This window comes from Kitasatospora sp. NPDC048722, from assembly GCF_040650235.1.
Taxonomy (GTDB): domain Bacteria; phylum Actinomycetota; class Actinomycetes; order Streptomycetales; family Streptomycetaceae; genus Kitasatospora.
Map to the genome: position 1 here is coordinate 46,627 of NZ_JBEZGX010000028.1, position 20,232 is coordinate 66,858.

General features: G+C 72.7%; 20 protein-coding genes. 12 read left to right on the forward strand and 8 right to left on the reverse strand.

Annotated elements, in window-relative coordinates:
- The first annotated feature begins 72 nt into the window (after positions 1 to 72).
- From AB0C76_RS21410 to AB0C76_RS21420, 3 genes are all read left to right on the forward strand, one after another.
- A complete protein-coding gene (locus AB0C76_RS21410; RefSeq protein ID WP_359967580.1) occupies positions 73 to 456 on the forward strand; it encodes a PadR family transcriptional regulator in 384 nt (127 codons plus the stop codon).
- Positions 453 to 1,430, forward strand: coding sequence for a hypothetical protein (locus tag AB0C76_RS21415; RefSeq protein WP_359967583.1), 978 nt, complete (start codon positions 453 to 455; stop codon positions 1,428 to 1,430). Before AB0C76_RS21410 ends, AB0C76_RS21415 begins: the two co-directional genes overlap by 4 nt.
- An 82-nt stretch (positions 1,431 to 1,512) precedes the next feature.
- Positions 1,513 to 2,199 carry a copper homeostasis protein CutC gene (locus tag AB0C76_RS21420; protein ID WP_359967586.1) on the forward strand — a complete coding sequence of 229 codons (687 nt, stop codon included), beginning with the start codon at positions 1,513 to 1,515 and terminating at the stop codon, positions 2,197 to 2,199.
- A 76-nt stretch (positions 2,200 to 2,275) separates the two neighbouring features.
- Here AB0C76_RS21420 and AB0C76_RS21425 read toward each other — a convergent pair whose 3' ends face one another.
- On the reverse strand, positions 2,276 to 4,327 hold the full coding sequence (locus AB0C76_RS21425; RefSeq protein WP_359967589.1) for an AAA family ATPase: 2,052 nt from the start codon (positions 4,325 to 4,327) through the stop codon (positions 2,276 to 2,278).
- 290 nt (positions 4,328 to 4,617) lie between these two features.
- On the opposite strand from AB0C76_RS21425, the gene AB0C76_RS21430 reads away from it, so the two are divergent.
- Positions 4,618 to 4,773, forward strand: coding sequence for a hypothetical protein (locus AB0C76_RS21430; protein WP_359967592.1), 156 nt, complete (start codon positions 4,618 to 4,620; stop codon positions 4,771 to 4,773).
- A gap of 6 nt (positions 4,774 to 4,779) precedes the next feature.
- Here the strand turns inward: AB0C76_RS21430 and AB0C76_RS21435 are convergent, their stop codons facing one another.
- Both AB0C76_RS21435 and AB0C76_RS21440 read right to left on the reverse strand, forming a co-directional pair.
- Positions 4,780 to 6,417, reverse strand: coding sequence for a DNA repair helicase XPB (locus tag AB0C76_RS21435; protein WP_359967594.1), 1,638 nt, complete (start codon positions 6,415 to 6,417; stop codon positions 4,780 to 4,782).
- Between the two features lie 107 nt (positions 6,418 to 6,524).
- Entirely contained in the window at positions 6,525 to 6,926 is a 402-nt protein-coding gene (locus AB0C76_RS21440) for a hypothetical protein (RefSeq protein WP_359967597.1), read from the reverse strand.
- 107 nt (positions 6,927 to 7,033) lie between these two features.
- On the opposite strand from AB0C76_RS21440, the gene AB0C76_RS21445 reads away from it, so the two are divergent.
- Positions 7,034 to 7,285, forward strand: coding sequence for a hypothetical protein (locus AB0C76_RS21445; RefSeq protein ID WP_359967599.1), 252 nt, complete (start codon positions 7,034 to 7,036; stop codon positions 7,283 to 7,285).
- 6 nt (positions 7,286 to 7,291) lie between these two features.
- Here AB0C76_RS21445 and AB0C76_RS21450 read toward each other — a convergent pair whose 3' ends face one another.
- The gene (locus AB0C76_RS21450; RefSeq protein WP_359967602.1) at positions 7,292 to 9,793 is read right to left on the reverse strand and encodes a helicase-associated domain-containing protein; all 2,502 of its coding nucleotides are present in this window, start codon (positions 9,791 to 9,793) and stop codon (positions 7,292 to 7,294) included.
- 135 nt (positions 9,794 to 9,928) lie between these two features.
- Between AB0C76_RS21450 and AB0C76_RS21455 the strand changes: the two genes are divergently transcribed.
- Positions 9,929 to 10,738, forward strand: a complete 810-nt coding sequence (locus AB0C76_RS21455; protein ID WP_359967604.1) for a hypothetical protein — start codon at positions 9,929 to 9,931, stop codon at positions 10,736 to 10,738.
- Positions 10,739 to 10,802: 64 nt separating this feature from the next.
- Here AB0C76_RS21455 and AB0C76_RS21460 read toward each other — a convergent pair whose 3' ends face one another.
- Positions 10,803 to 13,244 carry a PKD domain-containing protein gene (locus AB0C76_RS21460; RefSeq protein ID WP_359967606.1) on the reverse strand — a complete coding sequence of 814 codons (2,442 nt, stop codon included), beginning with the start codon at positions 13,242 to 13,244 and terminating at the stop codon, positions 10,803 to 10,805.
- A 334-nt stretch (positions 13,245 to 13,578) separates the two neighbouring features.
- Between AB0C76_RS21460 and AB0C76_RS21465 the strand changes: the two genes are divergently transcribed.
- The 4 genes from AB0C76_RS21465 to AB0C76_RS21480 all read left to right on the forward strand — a co-directional run bounded on the left by AB0C76_RS21465 (position 13,579) and on the right by AB0C76_RS21480 (position 16,292).
- Positions 13,579 to 14,406, forward strand: a complete 828-nt coding sequence (locus AB0C76_RS21465; RefSeq protein ID WP_359967609.1) for a hypothetical protein — start codon at positions 13,579 to 13,581, stop codon at positions 14,404 to 14,406.
- Entirely contained in the window at positions 14,403 to 14,630 is a 228-nt protein-coding gene (locus AB0C76_RS21470; RefSeq protein WP_359967612.1) for a hypothetical protein, read from the forward strand. Before AB0C76_RS21465 ends, AB0C76_RS21470 begins: the two co-directional genes overlap by 4 nt.
- A gap of 114 nt (positions 14,631 to 14,744) precedes the next feature.
- The gene (locus AB0C76_RS21475) at positions 14,745 to 15,782 is read left to right on the forward strand and encodes an acyl-CoA desaturase (RefSeq protein WP_359967725.1); all 1,038 of its coding nucleotides are present in this window, start codon (positions 14,745 to 14,747) and stop codon (positions 15,780 to 15,782) included.
- 48 nt (positions 15,783 to 15,830) lie between these two features.
- The gene (locus tag AB0C76_RS21480; RefSeq protein WP_359967615.1) at positions 15,831 to 16,292 is read left to right on the forward strand and encodes a hypothetical protein; all 462 of its coding nucleotides are present in this window, start codon (positions 15,831 to 15,833) and stop codon (positions 16,290 to 16,292) included.
- Between the two features lie 17 nt (positions 16,293 to 16,309).
- On the opposite strand, the gene AB0C76_RS21485 is transcribed toward AB0C76_RS21480, so the two are convergent.
- Positions 16,310 to 17,203, reverse strand: a complete 894-nt coding sequence (locus AB0C76_RS21485; protein WP_359967618.1) for an alpha/beta hydrolase — start codon at positions 17,201 to 17,203, stop codon at positions 16,310 to 16,312.
- Between the two features lie 63 nt (positions 17,204 to 17,266).
- On the opposite strand from AB0C76_RS21485, the gene AB0C76_RS21490 reads away from it, so the two are divergent.
- On the forward strand, positions 17,267 to 17,878 hold the full coding sequence (locus AB0C76_RS21490; protein ID WP_359967621.1) for a TetR/AcrR family transcriptional regulator: 612 nt from the start codon (positions 17,267 to 17,269) through the stop codon (positions 17,876 to 17,878).
- Between the two features lie 79 nt (positions 17,879 to 17,957).
- On the opposite strand, the gene AB0C76_RS21495 is transcribed toward AB0C76_RS21490, so the two are convergent.
- Positions 17,958 to 18,320, reverse strand: a complete 363-nt coding sequence (locus tag AB0C76_RS21495; protein ID WP_359967624.1) for a nuclear transport factor 2 family protein — start codon at positions 18,318 to 18,320, stop codon at positions 17,958 to 17,960.
- 71 nt (positions 18,321 to 18,391) lie between these two features.
- On the opposite strand from AB0C76_RS21495, the gene AB0C76_RS21500 reads away from it, so the two are divergent.
- Positions 18,392 to 19,276 (forward strand): LysR family transcriptional regulator, encoded by an 885-nt coding sequence (locus AB0C76_RS21500; RefSeq protein ID WP_359967627.1) that lies wholly within the window; start codon positions 18,392 to 18,394, stop codon positions 19,274 to 19,276.
- Positions 19,277 to 19,284: 8 nt separating this feature from the next.
- Here AB0C76_RS21500 and AB0C76_RS21505 read toward each other — a convergent pair whose 3' ends face one another.
- The gene (locus AB0C76_RS21505; RefSeq protein ID WP_359967630.1) at positions 19,285 to 20,121 is read right to left on the reverse strand and encodes an ABC transporter substrate-binding protein; all 837 of its coding nucleotides are present in this window, start codon (positions 20,119 to 20,121) and stop codon (positions 19,285 to 19,287) included.
- Positions 20,122 to 20,232 lie beyond the last annotated feature (111 nt).

Consider the following 20,232-nt stretch of genomic DNA (forward strand, 5'->3'; position numbering starts at 1 on the left):
TCGTGCAACAGACGCGTCTCCGTTGGGGCCCGGCGCTGGACCTATATGCCGGTTAACGATATATGTAGACGCATGACAGAACGCTCGATGCAGGAGCCGACGCTGCTGCTGCTCACCGCACTGGCCGACGCGCCCAGGCACGGTTACGCGCTGATCCAGGAGATCTCCGAGATCTCCGACGGCCGGGTCAAGATGCGAACCGGCACCCTCTACGGCGCCCTCGACCGCCTGCTCCAGCAGGGCCTGATCGAGGTCGCCGCCGAGGAGATCGTGGACGGCCGGGCCCGCCGCACGTACGCGCTGACCGGCTCCGGCCGGACGGCGCTCGCCACCGAGGCGGAGCGGCTGCGGACGGTCGCGGCCGAGGCGGAGCGCCGGCTGGCCACCGTCCGGTCGGCGCTGAAGGGGAAGCCCGGGACCGCGCTGCGGACCTTGATGAGGGGGAGTTTCGCATGACCACACCCACGATCGGAGCGCCCTCGGGCGCGCTGCGGGCCGCTCTCCAGCTGTACCCGTCCCGGTACCGCCGTGAGCGCGGCGAGGAGATCGCCGCGGTCTTCTCCGACGCCACGGCCGAGGCCGACCGCTCGGCCGTCGCCCGGGAGGTCTTCGACCTGGCCGCGTACGGGCTGCGGGTGCGGCTCGGGCTGACCGGTTCCGGGAAGCTCGGGCGGGTGCTCGCGCTCGCCGCGCCGATGGTGGCCGGCGCGCTGGCCGGCTCGGGGCTGGTCCCGTGGGTCACCGACCCGGACGGGGCCTCCTACAAGCTCACCTGGGACCACTCGTACACCACGTGGGCCACGGTCCTCGCGCCGCCGGTGACCGCGCTGCTGCTCGCGGTGGGGGCGCTGCTCGGCCGGTGGACGGCCGTGCGCGTCATCGCCTCGATCCAGGCGGTGCTCGGACTGGCCGTCCTGGCGCAGGCGTTCACCGGGCCGGTGTTCCTCGACCTGTGGTGGCTCGGGTACGTCGGCATGGCGACCATGCCCGCCACGCTGGCCGCTGTCCTGCTGCTCGCGGCTCCGGCGGAACTGCTGCCGAAGCCGGGCTGGCGCAACCGCGGGACGGTGCTGGCCTCGGTGGTCGGCGGCGCCGGGCTGGTGTGGCTCCAGCGCTGGGACGACACCACCTTCCCGCTGGACGTCCAGTGGTTCGCGCTGCTGCTGCTCGTGCCGGTGCTGCTGACCTTCACCGCGCTGCGCGGCAAGGAGCTGCCGGCCGCCGTCGGCGTCGCGGTGCTGTCGCTGACGACGTTCGCGAGCCTGTTCAACATCTGGCGCGAGGCGCACGGGATCTCCCGGCTGCTGCCGCTCGCGCTGCCGGCGATCGGGCTGATGGTGATCGCCGCGGTGGCGATGCGCAAGATCGGGCGGGGTGGCACGGGCGGCCCCGGCGGCGGTGAGGCCGACGAGGAGCGCGCCGCGGCATGACCCGGAGCCGGTTGCCGGGGCCGGTGACCGGAGGCGGGTGGCGGGCTCGCCGGGGGTGGGCGGATGTGGCAGGCTATCGGATATGTCTAGACCAATTTTCGAAGTCATCGCGCTGACGCCCCAGGACGCCCAGGCCGCCGAGTCGGGCGGCGCCGACCGGCTCGAACTGGTCACGGACATGGCCGCCGACGGACTCTCCCCGTCCGTCGAGGACTTCGCCCGGATCCGGGCCGCCGTCGACCTGCCGCTGCGCGTCATGCTCCGCCTCCGGGACGGCTTCGCGCCGGGCGACCTGGACGAACTGCGCACCCGGGCCGCCGGGCTCCGCGCCGAGGGGGCCGAGGAGTTCGTCCTCGGCTTCCTCGACGCGGACGGCGCCGTCGACCTCGCCGCCACCGCGGCGGTCGCGGACGCGGTCGCCGGCTGCCGCTGGACCTTCCACCGGGCGATCGACCACAGCGCCGACCGGGCCGCCGTCCGCGCGGCCGTCGGCGCGCTGCCCGGACTGGACACCTTCCTCACCTCGGGCGCGCCGGGCGGCGTGGACGCCGGGCGCGAGGCGCTCCTCGCGGAACTGGCCAGGAAGGGCGAACCCGGGTACGGGCAGCGGATCCTGATCGGCGGCGGCCTGCGGGCCGAGCACGTGCCGGGGCTGCGGGCGGCCGGGTTCGACGCCTTCCACGTCGGCGGCGCGGTCCGCGCCGGCGGGTGGCAGGCGCCGGTCGACGCGGCGAAGGTCGCCGAGTGGCGGGCCCTGATCGACGGCTGAGCGTGGAAGCGCCGACAGCCGGTCGACCGGTGTCCGTCGCGCGCGGGAGGGGCCGGTCCGGGCCGGCCCCTCGCCGCTATCCGAGCTGGTCGGGCAGGGGCTCCGCGTGCAGGACGGTCAGGCCCGAGACGGCGCGGGTGAGCGCCACGTACAGGCGGCGCAGGCCGGTGCGCTCGTCCGGTTCGCCGGCGATGACGGCGGCCGGTTCGTCCAGCACCACGTAGTCGTACTCCAGACCCTTGGCCAGTGAGGCCGGGACGAGCGTCAGCCGGGCCTCGGCGCTGGTCTCGGTGCCGGGGGCGAGGTGCGGCAGGCCGGCCGCGGCCAGCGCCTCGGCGAACAGCGGGACGCGCGCGTCGGCGGCGATCAGGCCGGTCGAGCCCTCGTGCTCCAGGGCCCGCCGGCAGGCCTCGACCACGGCCTCCGTCAGCTCCCCGTCCGCGACCCGGCGGATCGCCAGCGACCCCGGGGTGTCGCGCACCGAGGTCGCCGGAGCCAGGCCGGGGGCGATGGCGGGCAGCAGCCGGGAGGCGTACGCGATGACCTCCTCCGGCACCCGGAAGCCCTTGGTGAGCTCCTCGACGTGGGCGCCCGGCTTGCCCAGGTGGTGCAGGGCGTCCGGCCAGCTCGCCGTGGCCCACGGGGTGGTGCCCTGGGCGAGGTCGCCGAGGACGGTCGCCGAGCCGGTGGTGCAGCGGCGGCCGACCGCGCGGTACTGCATCGGGGAGAGGTCCTGGGCCTCGTCCAGCACCACGTGCCCGAGCGAGGGCGTGCGCTGGACCAGGTCGCCGGCCTCGTCGACCAGGACGGCGTCCGCCGCCGTCCAGCGGGCCGTCCTCACCGAGCGGCCGGGCTTGGGCCACAGCACCGCCCGCTGCTCCTCGGCGGTGAGCACGCCCTCGGCGCACGCGGCCAGGAACTCCGGGTCGGAGAGCAGCCGCAGCACCAGCTTGGCCGGGTCGACCGGCGGCCAGCACTGCTTGACGACGGCCTTGACCGCGGAGTTGCGGGCCACCGCATCCTGCACCCGGTCGTCCGGAGCCTCGCCGGACTGCTCCATCTTCAGCAGCACGGTGTGCGCGATGCGCTGCGGCAGCGCCTCGCCGGCGGCGCCGTAGCGGATGTCACGGCCCTTCAACTCCTCGATGATCTGCGTCAGTTCGTGGACCGGGACGCGCCAGCGGCGGGAGCCGCGGACCACCACGCAGGGCTCGGTGGGCAGCGCGATGCCCGCGCGGACGGCCCGGCGCAGCACCTCGGCCATCCTGGCGTCGCCCTTCAGCCGGGCCGACTCGGGGGTGTCCTCGCCCCTGACCTCGACGTGCCCGACCAGCTGCTGGACGGTGGCCTGCGCGACGTCGAGCTCCCCGAGGGCGGGCAGGACCTGCTCGATGTAGGAGAGGAACGCGTTGTTCGGGCCGATCACCAGCGTGCCGGTGCGGGCGAGGCGCTCGCGGTGCGCGTACAGCAGGTACGCGACGCGGTGCAGGCCGACGGCGGTCTTCCCGGTGCCGGGGGCGCCCTGGACGCAGATGGTGCCCGTGACGTCGGAGCGGACGATCTCGTCCTGCTCGGGCTGGATGGTGGCGACGATGTCGCGCATCGGCCCGACGCGGGGCTTCTCGATCTCGGCGGCGAGGAGGGCGGAGGTGGTCTCGGTCTCCTCGGGGTCGGTGAGGTGCTCGTCCTCGTACGCGGTGAGCTCGCCGCCGGTGTAGCCGAAGCGGCGGCGGCGTTCGACGTCCATCGGATCGGTGCGGCTGGCCCGGTAGAACGGCTGGGAGACCGGCGCGCGCCAGTCGATCACCATCGGGTCGCCGTCGGCGTCGTGCACGTGGCGGCGGCCGATGTAGAAGTTCTCCCCTCCGCCGCCCTCGGACAGCTCCTCGCTGATCGCGTGCAGGTAGTCGAGGCGGCCGAAGAACAGCGGGGTGTCGGCGAGGTCGGCCAGGGCGGCGATCCTGGCCTCGATCTGGTTCTGGAGGACGGCGGCGGACACCCAGGTGCCGGTCACGTCGCGCAGGTCCAGCGACTGGACGTCCTCGCGCATCGCTCGCAGCGCGGCCCGGGACGCGGCCAGGTGGTCGCGTTCGCGCTGGAGGGGGTCGGTGGTGGGGGTGGCGGGCACAGCGAACCTTCCCGGCTGCCCCGGTGGCGGGCGCAGCGGATCGATGGAGCTCACGGTGGGTACGGCCGGCCGGTTGCCGTGCGGTCGGCGCCTCCCCCGGCTGCCTGCGGGACTTCAGCAGGTACCACGGTTCGGGAGGGGGCAGGCGGACGATCTTAGACCTGTCCGTCTCGGGGTTCCAGCCCCGCAGCTCTCAGGGGTGCGCATACACCCGGAGGACGAGGTCCGGCCCGGCGGGTGCGGCCTTTGGAGTGATGCCTTCGGCCGGTCGGGTGCCTACCGTTGAAGACATGAGCACACGGAACCCCATCACCGCCCCGGCCGGTGCCACCGCCCTCCCGGGCCGCCACCGCAACCCGCTCGCCACCGCCATCCGCAACGTCGGGATCGCCCTGGACACCGCCGCGCGCGTGATCTTCCTCGGGCGCGACGGTGTCCGGTACTGAACCCCGTCAGAGCACGTCGTCCGCGTCGATGATGCGGTAGGCGTAGCCCTGCTCGGCCAGGAAGCGCTGCCGGTGGGCGGCGAAGTCCTGGTCCACGGTGTCCCGGGCGACGACCGAGTAGAAGTGCGCCGCGTGGCCGTCCGCCTTCGGGCGCAGGACGCGGCCGAGGCGCTGGGCCTCCTCCTGGCGGGAGCCGAAGGTCCCGGAGACCTGGATGGCGACCGTGGCCTCGGGCAGGTCGATCGAGAAGTTCGCGACCTTGGAGACCACGAGGACGCCGATCTCCTTGTTCCGGAACGCGTCGAACAGCTTCTCGCGCTGCGCGTTGCTGGTCTCGCCCTTGATCACCGGCGCGTCGAGCGCCTCCCCGAGCTCGTCCAGCTGGTCGATGTACTGGCCGATGATCAGCGTCTGGTCCTTCTCGTGCTTCCTGACCAGTGCCTCCACCACCCGCCGTTTGGTCGCCGTCGTGGCGCAGAAGCGGTAGCGCTCCTCCGGTTCGGCCGTCGCGTAGGCGAGGCGCTCGGAGTCGGTCAGGGTGACCCGCACCTCGCAGCAGTCGGCGGGCGCGATGTAGCCCTGCGCCTCGATCTCCTTCCACGGCGCGTCGAAGCGCTTGGGGCCGATGAGGCTGAACACGTCGCCCTCGCGGCCGTCCTCGCGCACGAGCGTCGCGGTCAGTCCGAGGCGCCGGCGGGCCTGGAGGTCGGCGGTGAACTTGAACACCGGCGCGGGCAGCAGGTGGACCTCGTCGTAGACGACCAGGCCCCAGTTGCGGGCGTCGAACAGCTCCAGGTGCGCGTAGACGCCCTTCCGCTTGGTCGTCATCACCTGGTAGGTGGCGATGGTGACCGGGCGGATCTCCTTCTTCGTGCCGCTGTACTCGCCGATCTCGTCCTCGGTGAGCGAGGTGCGCTTGACCAGCTCGTGCTTCCACTGCCGGGCCGAGACGGTGTTGGTGACCAGGATCAGCGTGGTCGACTTCGCCTCCGCCATCGCGGCGGCGCCGACCAGCGTCTTGCCGGCACCGCAGGGCAGCACGACGACGCCGGAGCCGCCGTGCCAGAAGCCCTCGACGGCCTGGGCCTGGTACGGGCGCAGCTGCCAGCCGTCCTGCTCCAGGTCGATGGGGTGCGCCTCGCCGTCCACGTACCCGGCGAAGTCCTCGGCGGGCCAGCCGAGTTTGAGCAGCACCTGCTTGATCTGGCCGCGCTCGGAGGGGTGCACGACCACGGTGTCCGGGTCGACACGGGCACCGACCAACGGGACGATCTTCTTGGAGCGCAGCACCTCCTCCAGCACCGGCCGGTCGGTGGTGGTGAGCACGAGCCCGTGGACGGGGTGCTTGTTGAGCTGGAGGCGCCCGTAACGGGCCATGGTGTCGGCCACGTCCACCAGCAGCGCGTGCGGCACCGGGTAGCGCGAGTACGTCACCAGGGCGTCGACCACCTGCTCCGCGTCGTGCCCGGCGGCCCGCGCGTTCCACAGCCCGAGCGGCGTCACCCGGTACGTGTGCACGTGCTCGGGCGCCCGCTCCAGCTCGGCGAACGGCGCGATGGCACGGCGGCAGTCGGCGGCCCTGGGGTGGTCGATCTCCAGGAGAAGAGTTTTGTCGCTCTGGACGATGAGCGGTCCGTCGTTCACGCGGGGGAGCCCTCCACTGGCTGACAGGGTGGATTGACGCAGACCCTCCAGTGTCGCGCATTCCGCGGTGAACGGGGACGGGCTACCCCTGCGGTGGGCGGGGACCGCTACTTCCACTCGTACAGGACGGCCTTGCCGTTGCCCTGGGGGTCGTTCTCGAGCTCGAACACGCCGACCAGGTCGTTGAGGCGCAGGAAGGCGTCCGCGGAGCTGTCGAAGTAGATGCTGCCGCGCCAGCGGACGGCGCCGCCCTCGGTGAAGTGGCCGATGCCGCTGCCGTGCCAGCTGTAGGCCTCGCCCTTGTCGGACATGCCGATGCCCTGGCCCTCGCCGAACAGCGAGCCGTCGGGGCGCAGCTCGGACTCGTAGGTGACGAACTCCCGGACGGGGTGGCCGAGGAGCTGGCCGGTGCCGGTCATAGAGACTTCCAGCGCGGGGCTGCCGACCGTGGCGAGGACCCGTCGGCCGCTCTCCGTGGTGGTGAACTCCGCTATTCGATCGCCGAGCATGGTGGGTGCCTCCTGGTCGGGTGCCCCCTGTCTCCGGACTACGCCGGGTGCGCCCGGGCCGCAACCGCGTGGGGTGACCAGGTTGCCCGTCGCTCGTTGGGCCGGGCATGAACAAGTCGAAGCGTGTTCTCACCGCCCTCGCCCTCATGGGGACGGCCTTCGCGGCCACCGCCTCCTCCGCCGGCTCGGCGCACGCCGTCGCGGGCATCGGGGAGGGGCCGGGCGGGCTGCTCGCCGCTCCCGGGTTCCTGCTGGCGGACACCGTCAGCGGGGGCGAACTGCCGGTCGGGCAGGGGCAGATCGGCACCCTGGCGGACCAGGCGGTCAAGGAGAAGATGAAGGAGTCGCAGGGGCACTGAGCCCGTTCAGTCCTCCAGTTCGGCCACGCCCGTGATGCGGTGCAGGGCGAAGGTGCGCAGCTCGTCGGCGTGGTGGTCGAAGGCGGTGACGAAGCCGCCCTCGACCTTGACCGGGTCGATGATCCGCTGGCTGGCGATGCCCTCCGCGTTGAGGTAGCCGATCCACATCCGCTCGCCGAGCAGGACGGCGGTCTGGAGGGCGGCCAGCGTCTCCGCGGCGGCGGTGCGCGGCAGTTTTCGCGGGTCGGGGGTCGGCTCGCGGCGGCTGGCGGTCGCGGCGCGGTCGCCGGCCCGGATGGCCTTGATGGCGGCGGCGAGCAGGGTGTCGTCGGGGCTCGGCGGGCCGTCCGGGACGGGTGTCGGCGCTGCTCGCGGCGGGGTGCGGTGGCTGTCCGGGCGGGTGATCAGCACGTCGCCCTCGGCGGACTCGGCGGCCGGGGCGTAGCCCATCGTGCGCAGCGTCGCGAGCAGGATGTCCGGGGCGGCCTGGGAGGCGAGGACGGTGGGGGCGAGCAGCCGCAGCCGCAGGTCGGCGGAGCGGCGGTCGGCGAGGACCTCGCCGAGCAGCGAGGTGTCGTCGCAGCGCAGGTACGAGGACGCCGCGCCGACCCGCAGGACGCCGTGTCGGCGGGCGACGTCGTCGATCAGGTAGGTCAGCGGCTGCGGGACGGGCGTGCGCGAGTGCTGCTCCAGGAAGGCCCGCAGGTCGGCGGCGGTGCGTCCGGCGTCGAGGGCGCGGCGGACGGACGCCGGAGTGAACCGGTAGACGGTGGCGCCGCCCTTGGACTCGATGTCGGCGCAGAGCGCGAGCGCCTGGGCGAGCGGGGTGAGCAGCGGGCCCGGGGCGATCGCGGTGAGGTCGGGCTGCAGGATGACGTGGTCGAGCGGCCGGGGCAGCAGCGGGGCCAGCACCTCGGCCGGGTCGGCCTCGGCGGTGAGCAGCGCGCGGGCGGGGGCGGCGAGGGCGCCGCGGCCGGTGACGCCCAGGAGTTCGGCCTCGGCGAGGGCCCAGCCGGCGAGGTCGTCGCGCAGTTCGTGGCCGTCCGGGCCGGTCGGGCCGCCGCGCAGCGGGCGCTGCCAGCGCAGGGTGGGCAGCAGTTCGGCGGCGGTGGCGGGGGTGCCGGGCGGGAGTTCGGCGAGCAGGGCGAGGGCGGCGCGGCGGACGGACGGGGCGAGCGTGCGGTCGAGTTCGGGGCCGAGGGCGGCGCGCGGCTTGCCCTTGCCGTCCGGGGTGCCGGTGAGGCCGGGCACGCGGGTGGCGGCGAGCCAGGCGGTGGCGAGGACGGACCAGCGTTCGGCGGTGTCCTGCTGGAGCCAGGTGTCGTACGCGGGGGTCGGGGCCCAGCACTCGTCGGCCTCGCCGTCGGGGGCCAGTAGACCCGCGGCGTAGGCGAGTTCGAGCCAGAAGGCAGCCTGCTGCTCGGTGGTCTCCAGGGCCTGGGCGGTGCGCTTGAGGTCGCGCACGCCGAGGCCGCCCGCGCGCAGGGTGGGCGGCGGGGTGAGGCCCCACAGGTCGAGCAGTTCCTCGACGGTCTTGACGGCGGTGTGGGCCTGGCCGGCGGCGGCGCCGTCCACAGCCTGTGGATCGCGCGGTGGAGCGGCGGGCCGGGGTTCGGGCTGGACGGGCTCGACGGTGCGGTGGGTGCGCCCGCCGCGCAGGTGCAGGGCGAGTTCGCGCGGCAGGACGACGCTGCCGGGGCCGCTCGGCAGCAGCAGGCCGCGTGCGAGCAGCCACTCGACGGGGCTCTGCGCGTCCTCGGCGGTGACCGGGCGGGCCGCGTCCGGGACGGTGCCGGTGGGCGGGCCCCAGACGAGGCGCTCCAGCAGCCGCAGCGCGGGCTCGGGGGCGGTGGCGAGCAGGGCGTCGCAACGGGCGCGGTCGGTGAGCAGCGCGGTGAGCGCGGCGACGGCGGTGACCGGGTCCGGCGTCGCGGGCTGGCCGGCGGAGGCGAGCAGCTGCTGCAGCCGGGCCGGGGACATGCCCATGGTGGCGTCTGCGAGCGTCGGGCCGAGTCCGGTGCGTCCGGGATTGGCGGCGGTCGGCGCGAGCGCCTCGCGGACGGCGAGGACCAGGCGCAGCCCGTTGTCCGGGCCCCACAGCAGGGCGCGGTCGCGCAGGGTGGCGATCGCCCGGGGCAGAGCGGCCGCGACGGCGGACCGGTCGGCCGGGGTGAGCGGGGTGGCGCCCGGGTGCGGCTTGACCTTCGCGGGGCCGGTCAGCAGTGTGCGGACGCTGGTGAGCGTGGTGCCGTCCGGTGCGGTGGCCAGCGCCTCGGCGACCTGCAGGGTGAACCGGTCGAGCCGCTCCAGGGCGCGCAGCGCGGAGGCGCGCGACGACAGCCGGGCGGACAGCTGGGTGAGGTCGCCGGGTACCGGGTTGAGCAGGTCCGGGCGGGCGCGCAGCAGGGCGGCGAGGGCGTCGTCCGGGCGGGCACGCAGCTCCTCGGCGAGCGTGCGGGGGCCGGCGGCGGACCTGCCGGAGCGTTGGGGGCCCTGCTGTGTGGTCATTCGACCTAGGTTAGTCGGGTGCGGCGCCGGTGGACCCGGGGTCGAGACTCGCGTGGGTGGGGGACTGGTGGGTAGCGTCACGCCGAGGGCGGTTCGGTGGGTCGGGCAGGGTACGGGCGAGGCGGGGTGTCGGGGATGACGGACGGCGAGTGGTGGCGCAAGAGCGGGCCGTGGAGCGCGCGGTCGGGCGGTGAGTCCGCCGAGGCCCGCGACGGCTCCGACGACAGCGTGTACGACGCCGCCACGGCGCCCGGCGTGCCGGGCATGTCCGCCGTGCCGCTCGACCCGCCGCGCGAGCCCGCGGAGGAGGCCGACCCGGACGCCGTACCGCCGCCGCAGGTGATCCACTCCGGCGGGGGCGGCTGGGACCTCGTGATGCTCAACTTCTCGGACGCGCCGGCGGCCCCGCCGAAGCAGATCCCCGAGCAGCGGGCGGCGGAGGGCGACGAGCCGCCCGCGCAGCCGACTGGGCCGCAGTCGGCGGCCGGGGCGAAGTCGAAGAAGGCACGGAAGGAGAAGGAGGCCGCCAGAGCCGCCGGTTCCGCGAAGCCAGGGCAGTCCCCGAAGCCCCCGAAGAAGAGCGCACTCGCCGGCCGCCGCCCGTCCCCGCTGCTCCTGCTCGCCTCCGCCCTCCTCGCGGGCGGCGCCTGGACCGGTTTCTTCCCGGCCATGCTGGCGGGCTGGGGCCTCGGCTACCTCTCCAGCCAACTCAAGGACCTCACCCGCAAGTTCGCGATCTTCGGCATCCCGCTGATCACGATGAGCGCGACCACCCTCTACCAGATGCGCCAGACCCAGCACGGCCAGGCGGGAGCCGGCCCCGGCTCGCAGCTCGGGCAGATGACCTGGGCGTCCGCCCCGGGCGTCCTGCGCCTCTCGGCGGCCCTGACGGCGGCGTTCCTGCTGCTCATGGCTCTGCGCCGCAAGCCGCAGCAGGAAGGGTGACACCTCGCGGCAACACGGCGGCCCTGCACCCTTGGGCGGGGTGCAGGGCCGTTGTGTTTGTGGGTTAGTAGACCTGGCCGGCGTAGCCGTAGACGCCGGTGTATGCGCCGCTGAGGGCGTAGGAGGGGTCGGTGGGGCGGAAGATGCCGTAGGTCGTGCGGCCCTTGGCGTACCAGTCGCCGACGATGGGCTGGTCGCCGGGGTTGCCCCAGGCGGCGGTGGAGACGTTGCCGTCGTCGTGGCGCAGGGCGAAGGTGCCGTTGCGGTAGATGCCGAGCTGGAAGTGGCCGGTGCCGTCCCAGTCTCCGGCGACGGGGATGTCGCCCGCCTGCCCGAACGCGGCGGTGGTGACGGTGCCGTCGTCGTGGCGGACGATGAAGGTGGCGGTGCCGGGGCGGTAGAGGGCGAGTTGGGCGTGTCCGTTGCCGTCCCAGTAGCCGGGGACGGGGAGGTCGCCGGTGTCGCCGAAGGGGATGGCGGTGACGGTGCCGTTGTCGTGGCGCAGGGCGAAGGTGCCGTTGCGGTAGATGCCGAGCTGGTCGTGGCCGAGGCCGTCCCAGTCGGCGGTGGCGGGGAGGTCTCCGGCCTGGCCGAAGGCGAGCTGGGTGATGTCGGCCTTGCAGCAGTCGCCGGTGGAGCGAAGTGCCCAGGTGCCGTTGTTGAAGAGGCCGTTGGCGGCGGGCTTGCCGGTGGTCCAGCGGCCGGCGATCGCCCGGTCGGCGGGGTCGGTGAAGTTGGCGTGGGCGAAACCGTCGGCGGTGGCGCTGCGGCCGTGGTCGTCCCGGACGGTCAGTCGCACGAGGTAACGGCCGGGCTTGGCGTAGGTGTGCGTGACCGGGCCGGCGGGCTGCGACTGGAACCATTGGTACTGGCCGTCACCGAAGTCGACGCTGTACTCCGAGACCGGCCACGGGCTGTTGTACGAGCCGGTGACCGTGATGCTCGCGGGGGCCGAGGCCGAGTGCTGGACCTGGACGGCGGCGGTGATCGGGCCGCTCGCCACGTCAGCGGGCGTGGTGGTCTTCTTGACGGTGCCGTTGCTGTCGGTAGCGGTCAGCGTGGCGGTGTACCGCCCTGCGGCGGCGTAGGTGTGCGTCAGCGGGAAGGTCGGCGCGGTCACGACCGGGCTGCCGTCCCCGAAGTCCATGGTCGTGGTGGCCGGGTACCAGGGCGAGGTCGTCCCGCCGTAGAACTTGACGGCCATGGGCTGGTCGGGCATGTACGCCCCGTGGTCCAGCGAGACCTTGAGCGGGTTCTGGTACTCGGCCGCCCCGCGGTCGTGGTAGCCCACGCCGGTGCCGGTGTTGGGTACGAGCGGGTCGTCGACGCGCGGGTTGCCGTAGATGTCCGTGTCCAGCTGGCCGGGTGCGGCGGCGTCGGCGGAGTCCACCGCCGACGAGTCGGCGCCGGGGGTCACGTCCTCCAGCATCGCGTTGTAGTCGGACAACTTCGGGTCCGCCGTCAGGTCGTGCTGCCCCTGGCCGGTGGCTGCGGCGAGGTCGGCGGGTGACCGGTAGAGCGTGCCGTCCCAGGAGTAGGCGTGGGTGTCCGGGCTGTCGGTGTACAGCACGTTGTAGTCGGACCTGGTGCCGGGGACGGAGCCCGATGCCACCATCACGCCGACGCCGACGTTCACGTCGCAGTTCCGGTGGACCTGGACGATGTTGTTCACCACGGTCGAACCGGTGGAGCTGCCGGTGAGCACGATGCCGGTGCCGCAGGTGCCGCCGATGGTGTTGCTGTTCACCACGGTGCCCGGCGCACTGTCGGCGACGATGATGTTCGAGGCACGGAAGTCGTAGACCCCGGTGAAGGCGTTGGTGGTGACGATGGTCCCGGTCACCCCGGGCTCGATGGCGACGCCCGCCCGGCCGCTGCCGCCGATCTGGTTGCGGCTGATCGTGACGTCGCGGGTCTTGCCGGTGAGGCGGATGGCCGACGTGTTGTTGTCCGGGTTGGTGGGCGGTGACGTCGTGGCCTTCGTGACCTGAGCCCCCGCGCGCGTCACGGCGTTGCCGTCGACCGTGATGCGCTCGGAGTCGGCGACGAGCACCGCCTCCTCGTCGGAGTCGCTGAGCCAGAAGTTCTTGATCGTGATGTCGTGCACCCCGGATGCCACGAAGGCGTGCGGTGCCTTCGTGGTCGACGGGTACCCGCCGGGGGCGATCTCGATGTGCGGCCGACGGCCGATGGGGGAACCCTCGCCCTGGATGGTGATCGGGTGCCCCGGGGTGCCGGACTGCTTCAGCGTGACCTGTTCCGTGTACTGGAAGCCGCCGACCCGGATGGTCTGGCCCGGTTGCGCCGCGTCGGCGGCGGCCTGGATGCTGCAGAACGGACGGCTCATCTCGGTGCCCGGGCCACTGTCCGAGCACGACGTGGGGTTGTTGTTGTCCACGTACAGGTACGCGGGATCGGCGTGCGCGGCCATGGCCGGCAGCGCGCTCACGATGACGGTCGAGCTCACGAGTGCGGCGGCGAGGCCGACCCGACGCTTGCTGGGCACTGCTTGGTCCCCCATCAGTTGTGCGGAGCGTGTCGGTCCGTTTGGTGTTCGAGTGTGGATCATTCGGCCGACGCGTGCGCGAACTGTATCCAAGGGGGAGGACAGTGCTCCGTGGGGGGCTTGGCTTCGATACTCCTGCGCGCCAACCGGCCGCGCGTGTACGCTGGTTGTGTTGATGCGGCTACGCGCTCACGCACTCGGTCACCGGCGGCCGGGGTGGGCGAAGGGCTCTGGAGAGTCGCCCGCAGGCGTGTGTGACCTTCGTTGGTTCGCAGGACAGTCGACCTGTCTCTCCAGCCGCCGCCGGACGGCTCCGTGGGGGGAGTGGAGTCGCATGTCCGCGTCGGACAACGTCACCCGCCTGGCCAGGCGCATCCAGAAGCTGACCGGTCTGCAGTACTGCCGGGCTCGTGAACTCGCCCAGCAGGTGAGGGTATTCGCCAAGCATCCGGTTCCCGATGCGGAGACCGCCGCTCAGGTGCACCTCGAAGCGGTGGTGGTCCATGCCTTCGCCGATGCGCTGAGGAGTCGCAATGTCGACTTCGCCGTATTCGGAGTCGTAGGGTCCGGCATCGCGGAAGACGGACTGACCGTGCGCCTGGACTCCTCGGTGGGGACCGATCTGGTGGCTCGGCTGCTGCTGTACTGGGATGTCCGCCAATTCGCTGTTCGAGCATCACCCGTGCACGGCGGGATCACCGTGTGCGGTCGATCGGGCCCGGAGCGGATCACGTTCGTGAACGACGACGGGACTCCGCTCGTGTTCGATCCCGAGCGCCTGCTGCCGAGCGATATGGCTCGGGTCCATGGCTACCCCGGCAGGCCGGGCCCGCATGAGCTGCTACTGAGCAGGCTCCTGCGACGACCCACCCTGCTGAATCAGACGGCGGCCCTGCACGGAACCGTCCGCTGCCACGCGAGGAGCACAGCCGCCCTGGTGATCGAGTGGTGCTGCGGCGACACCTTCGAGACCCTCTTCGCCACCTTGCTCGCCCATGGTGTGGCCGACGGTCTGCCTTCCAACAGGCCGGCCGAATTCCTCGGAGCGGAAGGAGCCGCGTTCATCGGTGACCGAATGCTCGAATTGAAGCGCCACGTCCATTCCGTCTTCTCGTGCGATCGGTACGCCGCACCCCGACCCCGGGCGGAGGCCGCCCGATGAGCCCGACCACCGCTCTGGCCGCCGTCCTCGCGTGCGGTGTCGTGAGCGGGGCGATCCGGGCGTGGCGGGACGTCCTCGTCCTGCGGCGCCTGGAGCGCCTCATGACCGGCTGCACCGCCCGCCAGCGGGCCGAGGTGGCCCGGGCCATCGCCGGTACCCTCCGCCATCGCGGGCCCTCCGATCGGCCGGGGCTGAGCGAGTCGGCGGAGACGGAGGAGGGGTGAGGCTGTCCCCGGGGTGGGCAGGGGGGTTAACACCCGTACGGGACGGGTGATTTCCCCGTTCTCCCGGGTGCCCCGGAGAACCAGACTCGGGGCATGCCCACACAGCCCGCGACGATGACGGTCGCACCCGAGGCCCTCGCCCCGCAGCCGGAGAGCGGAGGCAGCGACTTCGCCCAGTTGAGCCGCCGGATCGCCGCCGAGGGCCTGCTCGCCCGGCGGCACGGCTACTACGCCGCCCGTGCCGCACTGGTGCTCACCGCGTTCGTCGGCGGCTGGTGCGCCCTGTTCGCGCTGGGCGACAGCTGGTGGCAGCTCGGCCTGGCGGCGGCGATGTCCGTCGTGTTCGCCCAGATCGGCCTGCTGTCCCACGACCTGGCGCACCGGCAGGTTTTCTCCCGGCGCGTGCCGAGCGAGATCGGCGGCCGGATCGCCGCGAACCTGCTGATGGGGATGAGCTACGGCTGGTGGATGAACAAGCACACCCGCCACCACGCCAACCCCAACCACGAGGAGCGCGATCCGGATGTCGCCCCCGACCTCGTCGTCTGGTCCCAGCGGCAGGCCCGGCAGGCGAGCGGGCTCGCCCGGTTCATCGGGCGCCGGCAGGCGTTCCTGTTCTTCCCGCTGCTCCTGCTGGAGGGCCTCAACCTCAGCTTCAACAGCTTCCGTGCGCTGCGCGGCACGGCCGTCAAGCGGCCGTGGCTGGAGGGTGCGCTGTTGGTGGCCCACTTCGCCGGCTACTTCGGGCTCGTCTTCGCCGCGCTCCCGGCGGGCAAGGCGGTGGCCTTCCTCGCCGTCCACCAGGCGCTGCTCGGCGTCTACCTGGGCTGTGTGTTCGCCCCGAACCACAAGGGCATGCTGATGGTCACACCGGAGATGCGGCTGGACTTCCTGCGCCGCCAGGTGCTCACCTCGCGCAACGTCCGTGGTGGCCTCGCCGTCGACGCCGTGATGGGCGGCCTCAACTACCAGGTGGAGCACCACCTCTTCCCCAGCATGCCGACGCCCGCACTCGGACGGGCGGCGCGGATCACCCGCGCGTTCTGCGCGGAGAAGGGCATCCCGTACTACGAAGTGGGCCTGTTCCGCTCGTACCGCGAGATCCTCACCCACCTGCACCGTACGGGGGAGCCGATCCGCTCGAAAGGGTGACGCTTCCTCAGGTCGTCGCGGCCTGCCAGGATCCCGCTGGTGAAACACATGACTTACCGTCTTCCCCCGGCGCAGATGCGCCGCCAGTGGATCTTCTCGGCGCTCTTCCTGGCCGGTGGTGCCTACCTCGTGTACCGCGGTTCGCTCTTCCCGTTGTCCGCCGGGACCGCCGTCGGCATGGCCTTCGGCGTTCTCCTGATCACCGGTGGACTCCTCCAGGTGAACGGCGTCTTCACCAGCGTGAGCTTCGACGAGCGTGAGATCCGGTGGACCGGGGTGCTGGGCTCCCGCAAGCGGTTCGCCTGGGCGGACGTCACCAACGTCGAGGTCGTGAAGAATCGCAACCGCGCCGATTCCGGGGACGTCGTGCGGGTCACCCACCGGGAGCACGGCGACTTCAAGCTGCCGGTGGTGATCGGCATGCCGGGCGCCTGGCGCGACCCGGCCTTCGAGGACAAGGCGGCCCACCTCATCGCCACGTGGCGCGCAGCCACCGCGGCGGCGGCGTAGTCGGCGCGGCCCCTCGCTCACGGACAGGAGCGAGGGGCCGCACTGTTCCCGTGTGCCAGGGCGTCGAGGATCCGGGCCGTGATCAGCCCCGGCTGGTCGGTGGTCAGGGCGTGTCCGGCGTCGGGGACGAGTTCGATGCGGGCCGTGGGCAACAGCTCGCGGAGGCGGGTCGACACGGCCCGGGAGTCGTGCAGGGCGCTGCGCTCGCCGAGGAGGACGTGGGTCGGGGTCTGCAGGCGTCCCAGTTCCTCGTCGGTGAAGGTGTGGGCGAGGGGGAGCCGGCGGCGGAAGCCCATGGCGGCCTTCATCAGGGCCATCAGTTCCGTTTCGAGGACGGTGCTGTTCCCGACCATCCGTGCCAGGCGGGGGCGAAGCGCCCCCGGGGCGAGGCCGGCGAGGCCGCCGGCGATCACCCAGGCGTAGAAGCGCCATCCGACGTCCGCCATGCCCGCCGGGTCGAGGAGGGTGAGGCCGGCGACGCGATCGGGGTGGTGGATGGCCTGGTTGATCGCGATCCAGCCCCCGTACGAGCAGCCGACGAGGCGGACGGAGGGCGTGTCGAGTGCGGTGAGGAGTTCGTCGAGCCAAGCGGCGGCGTCGCGGCCGTCCCGGAGGGGGGCGGTCTGGACGCTCGCGCCGGGTTCTCCGATGGTGTCGACGGCGATGACGGGGTGCCGTTCGGCGAGCGCCTCCACGCACCGGTACCACATCAGCGAGTTGCCGCCGGATCCGGGCAGGAGGACGAGCGGCGCGCCGTGCCCGGTCCCGGTGCGGTGGACGCGGGTGGTGCCGAACGCGGTGGGGACGTCGAGCACGGTCTTCGGGCCGGGCCACAGGGACGCGAACGTGCGCTCGTAGGCGGCGCGGAAGCGGGACTCGGCCTGGGCGTTCCTGAACTCGCTGATTCGCATGGTACATGTGTATCACAGGCATGATACAGGTGTACCAGGATTGGTGGAGAGGAAGTTCGCGGGATGGCGGAGAAGGTCGACCACGAGGAACGGCGCCGACAGATCGCCGAGGCCCTGCTGCGCATCGCCGAAACCCAGGGCCTGCAGGCGGCGAGCATGCGGGCGGTCGCGGCGGAGGCTGGGGTGTCGCTGCGGTTGGTGCAGTACTACTTCACGACGAAGGACGGGTTGCTGCTGGACGCCCTGGCGAGGCTCGGGGTCCAGCTCCAGGCCCGGATGGAGCGGTGGATCGAGGGCGCCGGGTCTGTGCCCACGCCGCGGAGCGTCGTGACGGCGATCCTGTCGTGCATCCTGCCGACGGATGCGGAGAGTCGGCGCATCACGCGGACGTACGCGGCGTACTACACGCTCGTGCTGAGTGATCCCGAGGCGATGGAGAAGAAGGGCCCGCTCCAGCCGGATCTGCTGGAGGGCTTCCTGGCGAAGCAGATCCGCTCGGCGCAGGAGGCGGGGGAGGTCGGGGAGGGGAAGGACGCGGCGGTGGCGGCCGCCGGGCTGTTGGCCATGGTCAACGGACTGGGGTCCAGCGTGCTGGGCGGCCAGCGCAGCGGGGAGGAGGCGGTGGCGATCCTGGAGTACCACTTGGGGGAGTTGTTCGGCGCGGGAACTCGGTGAGGCCGACTTCCTGCGCGGCGGCTGGCGGAGTTCGCCGTCCTCCGGGCGGCTCCGCCCGATAGGGGTGGCCGGTGTGCCCCTACCTGTCGAAGCCCGCCAGCAGTTCGCGCGGGTCGAACGTCACGCGAATCCGCGCGATCCTGCCGTTCTCGATGTGCATCCAGTTCACCGTGGGCGTCGCGGGCGCGATGCTCGTGTGCAGGTCGTACCAGGTGATCACGTCGTCGCCGTCGGCGACCCGCACCTGGACGTCGATCTTCTCCAGCACCTGCCCGAGCCCCTTCAGTCCGCCCAGGGCCTCCTCGATCCCCGAGGCGGTGCCGAGCGCGCCCACGAAGTCCACGTCCTCCGCCAGCAGTTCCCGGATCGTCTCGAAGTCGCCGGCCTCCCAGGAGGCGAAGTAGGTCTCGGCGATCTCGCGTGCACTCTTCGTCGTCGTCATGCCTCCATGGTCCGCCCGCATCCAGCTATCCGTCCAACAGATAGATCGGATGTCAGCTATCATCCTTGGTTATGGAGATGCATCAGCTGCGCTACTTCGCCGCCGTCGTCGACGAGGGCTCCTTCACCGCTGCCGCCGCTCGCCTGCATGTGAGCCAGTCCGGCATCAGCACCCAAGTCGGAAAACTGGAACGCGAGTTGGGCCAGAAGCTCCTCGAACGTGCCAGCCGGGGAGGCATCCGCCTCACCCCCGCCGGGGAGGCGATCCTCCCGCTGGCCAAGAACGCCCTCGCGACGCTCGACGACATCCAGCACACCGCCGCCGAGTTCGCGGAGGCCGTGCGCGGGCGCGTGCGCCTGGGCATGATCACGGGCTGCTCGATCCCGCCGTTCCTCGACGTCGTCGCCGACCTCGGCCGTACGCACCCCGGGATCGAAATCAGCCTGCACGAGGACGACTCCGAGCTCCTCCAGTCCCACGTCCTGGCCCGCACCCTCGACCTCGCGCTGATCGGATTCGCGGGCGAGGCCGACCCCGAACTCGACGCGAGCGTCTTCGTCGACGAGCCGATCACCGCCGTCGTGCCGATCGGGCACCCGCTCGACCGCAGGACCGTCCGTCTCGCAGACCTCCGGAGTGACGAGAAGATCCTCGGCCTGACCAGGGGCACCGGGATCCGTGCGGCCTACGACCGCTCGTGCCGCCAACTCGGCCTGGAACCCCGCGTGGACATCGAGGCCAGCTCGCCGACGACCCTCCTCCGTCTCGCCGAACGCGGCGCGGGGGTGGCCGTCCTGAGCCCGTCGTCCGCCGTCGGCGTCCCGACGCTGCGTGCGATTCCCGTCAAGGACGCGGCCGTCCACGCCCGCCTGGGCCTCGTCGCCCGCCGCGACCAGCACTCGCCGGCCGTGCGCCTGCTGCGGGCCAGGCTCCGTGCGGCACTCGGCGGTCCGTGACTCGGACGTCACGCCCCCAGGAAGCGCTGCAACTCGTCCAGCATGTAGTTGGCGCCGGTGTACCCGATGCCCTCGAACCACAGCTGGTCGTCGACGGGGAACGCCCGGTGCGCCTTCACAGCGCCGAGCGCCTGCCAAGCGGAGCTCGCCAGAACGGTGTTGGCGCCGGAACGGTCCGGATCGCCGTACGTCCCGTAGAGCAGCAGGTCGCCGTCCGCCCTCGCGATCTGGTCGAGCGGGACCTCGAAGTCGGATTGGTCGACGTTCTGCGCGTCCGGCCGCCCGACGCCCGCGTCCGACAGCACCACCCCCGGGAAGCTCTGCCTGCCGTACAGCCGGATCCCGCCGCCCTCGACGAACCGCACGAGGCTCACCTTCCGTCCGGACACCTTCGCGTCCGAGAGCGCGGCGGTCACCTGCGAGACGTGCCGCTGGTACGAGCCGACGAAGGCCGCGGCGGCCGCCTGCCGGCTCAACGCCTGGGCGTGCAGCTGGAAGTTGGCCTTCCAGGGGGCTCCCGTGGTCTGGGTGAGCACGGTGGGCGCCAGCTCCCGCAGGGCGTCGTAGCGGTCGCCGTCCCGCATCTGGTTGGACAGGATCAGGTCCGGCCGCAGCGACCGGATCGTCGCGAGATCGGGTGCCCCGGCCGGCCCGACGTACGCGATCGCGGCCGTCCGGGACTGCGGCCAGTACTCCGGGTAGTGCGCGTCCAGTGCGGGCCGCGCGGCCCCGATCGGTGCGATCCCGAGCGTCAGCGCCGAGTCGAACACGTCCGTGTCGAGCGCGATGACCCGCAACGGCGCACCCGGCACGACCACCGGCCCGACCGCGGTGTTCACCGTCACCGGAGGCACCGACCCGCCCGACCCGCCCGACCCGCCCGCCGCGACCCCGTCCGTCCCCGAACCCCCCGCCCGATCCGTCGTACACCCGGCGAGGGCGGCCCCACCCAGCCC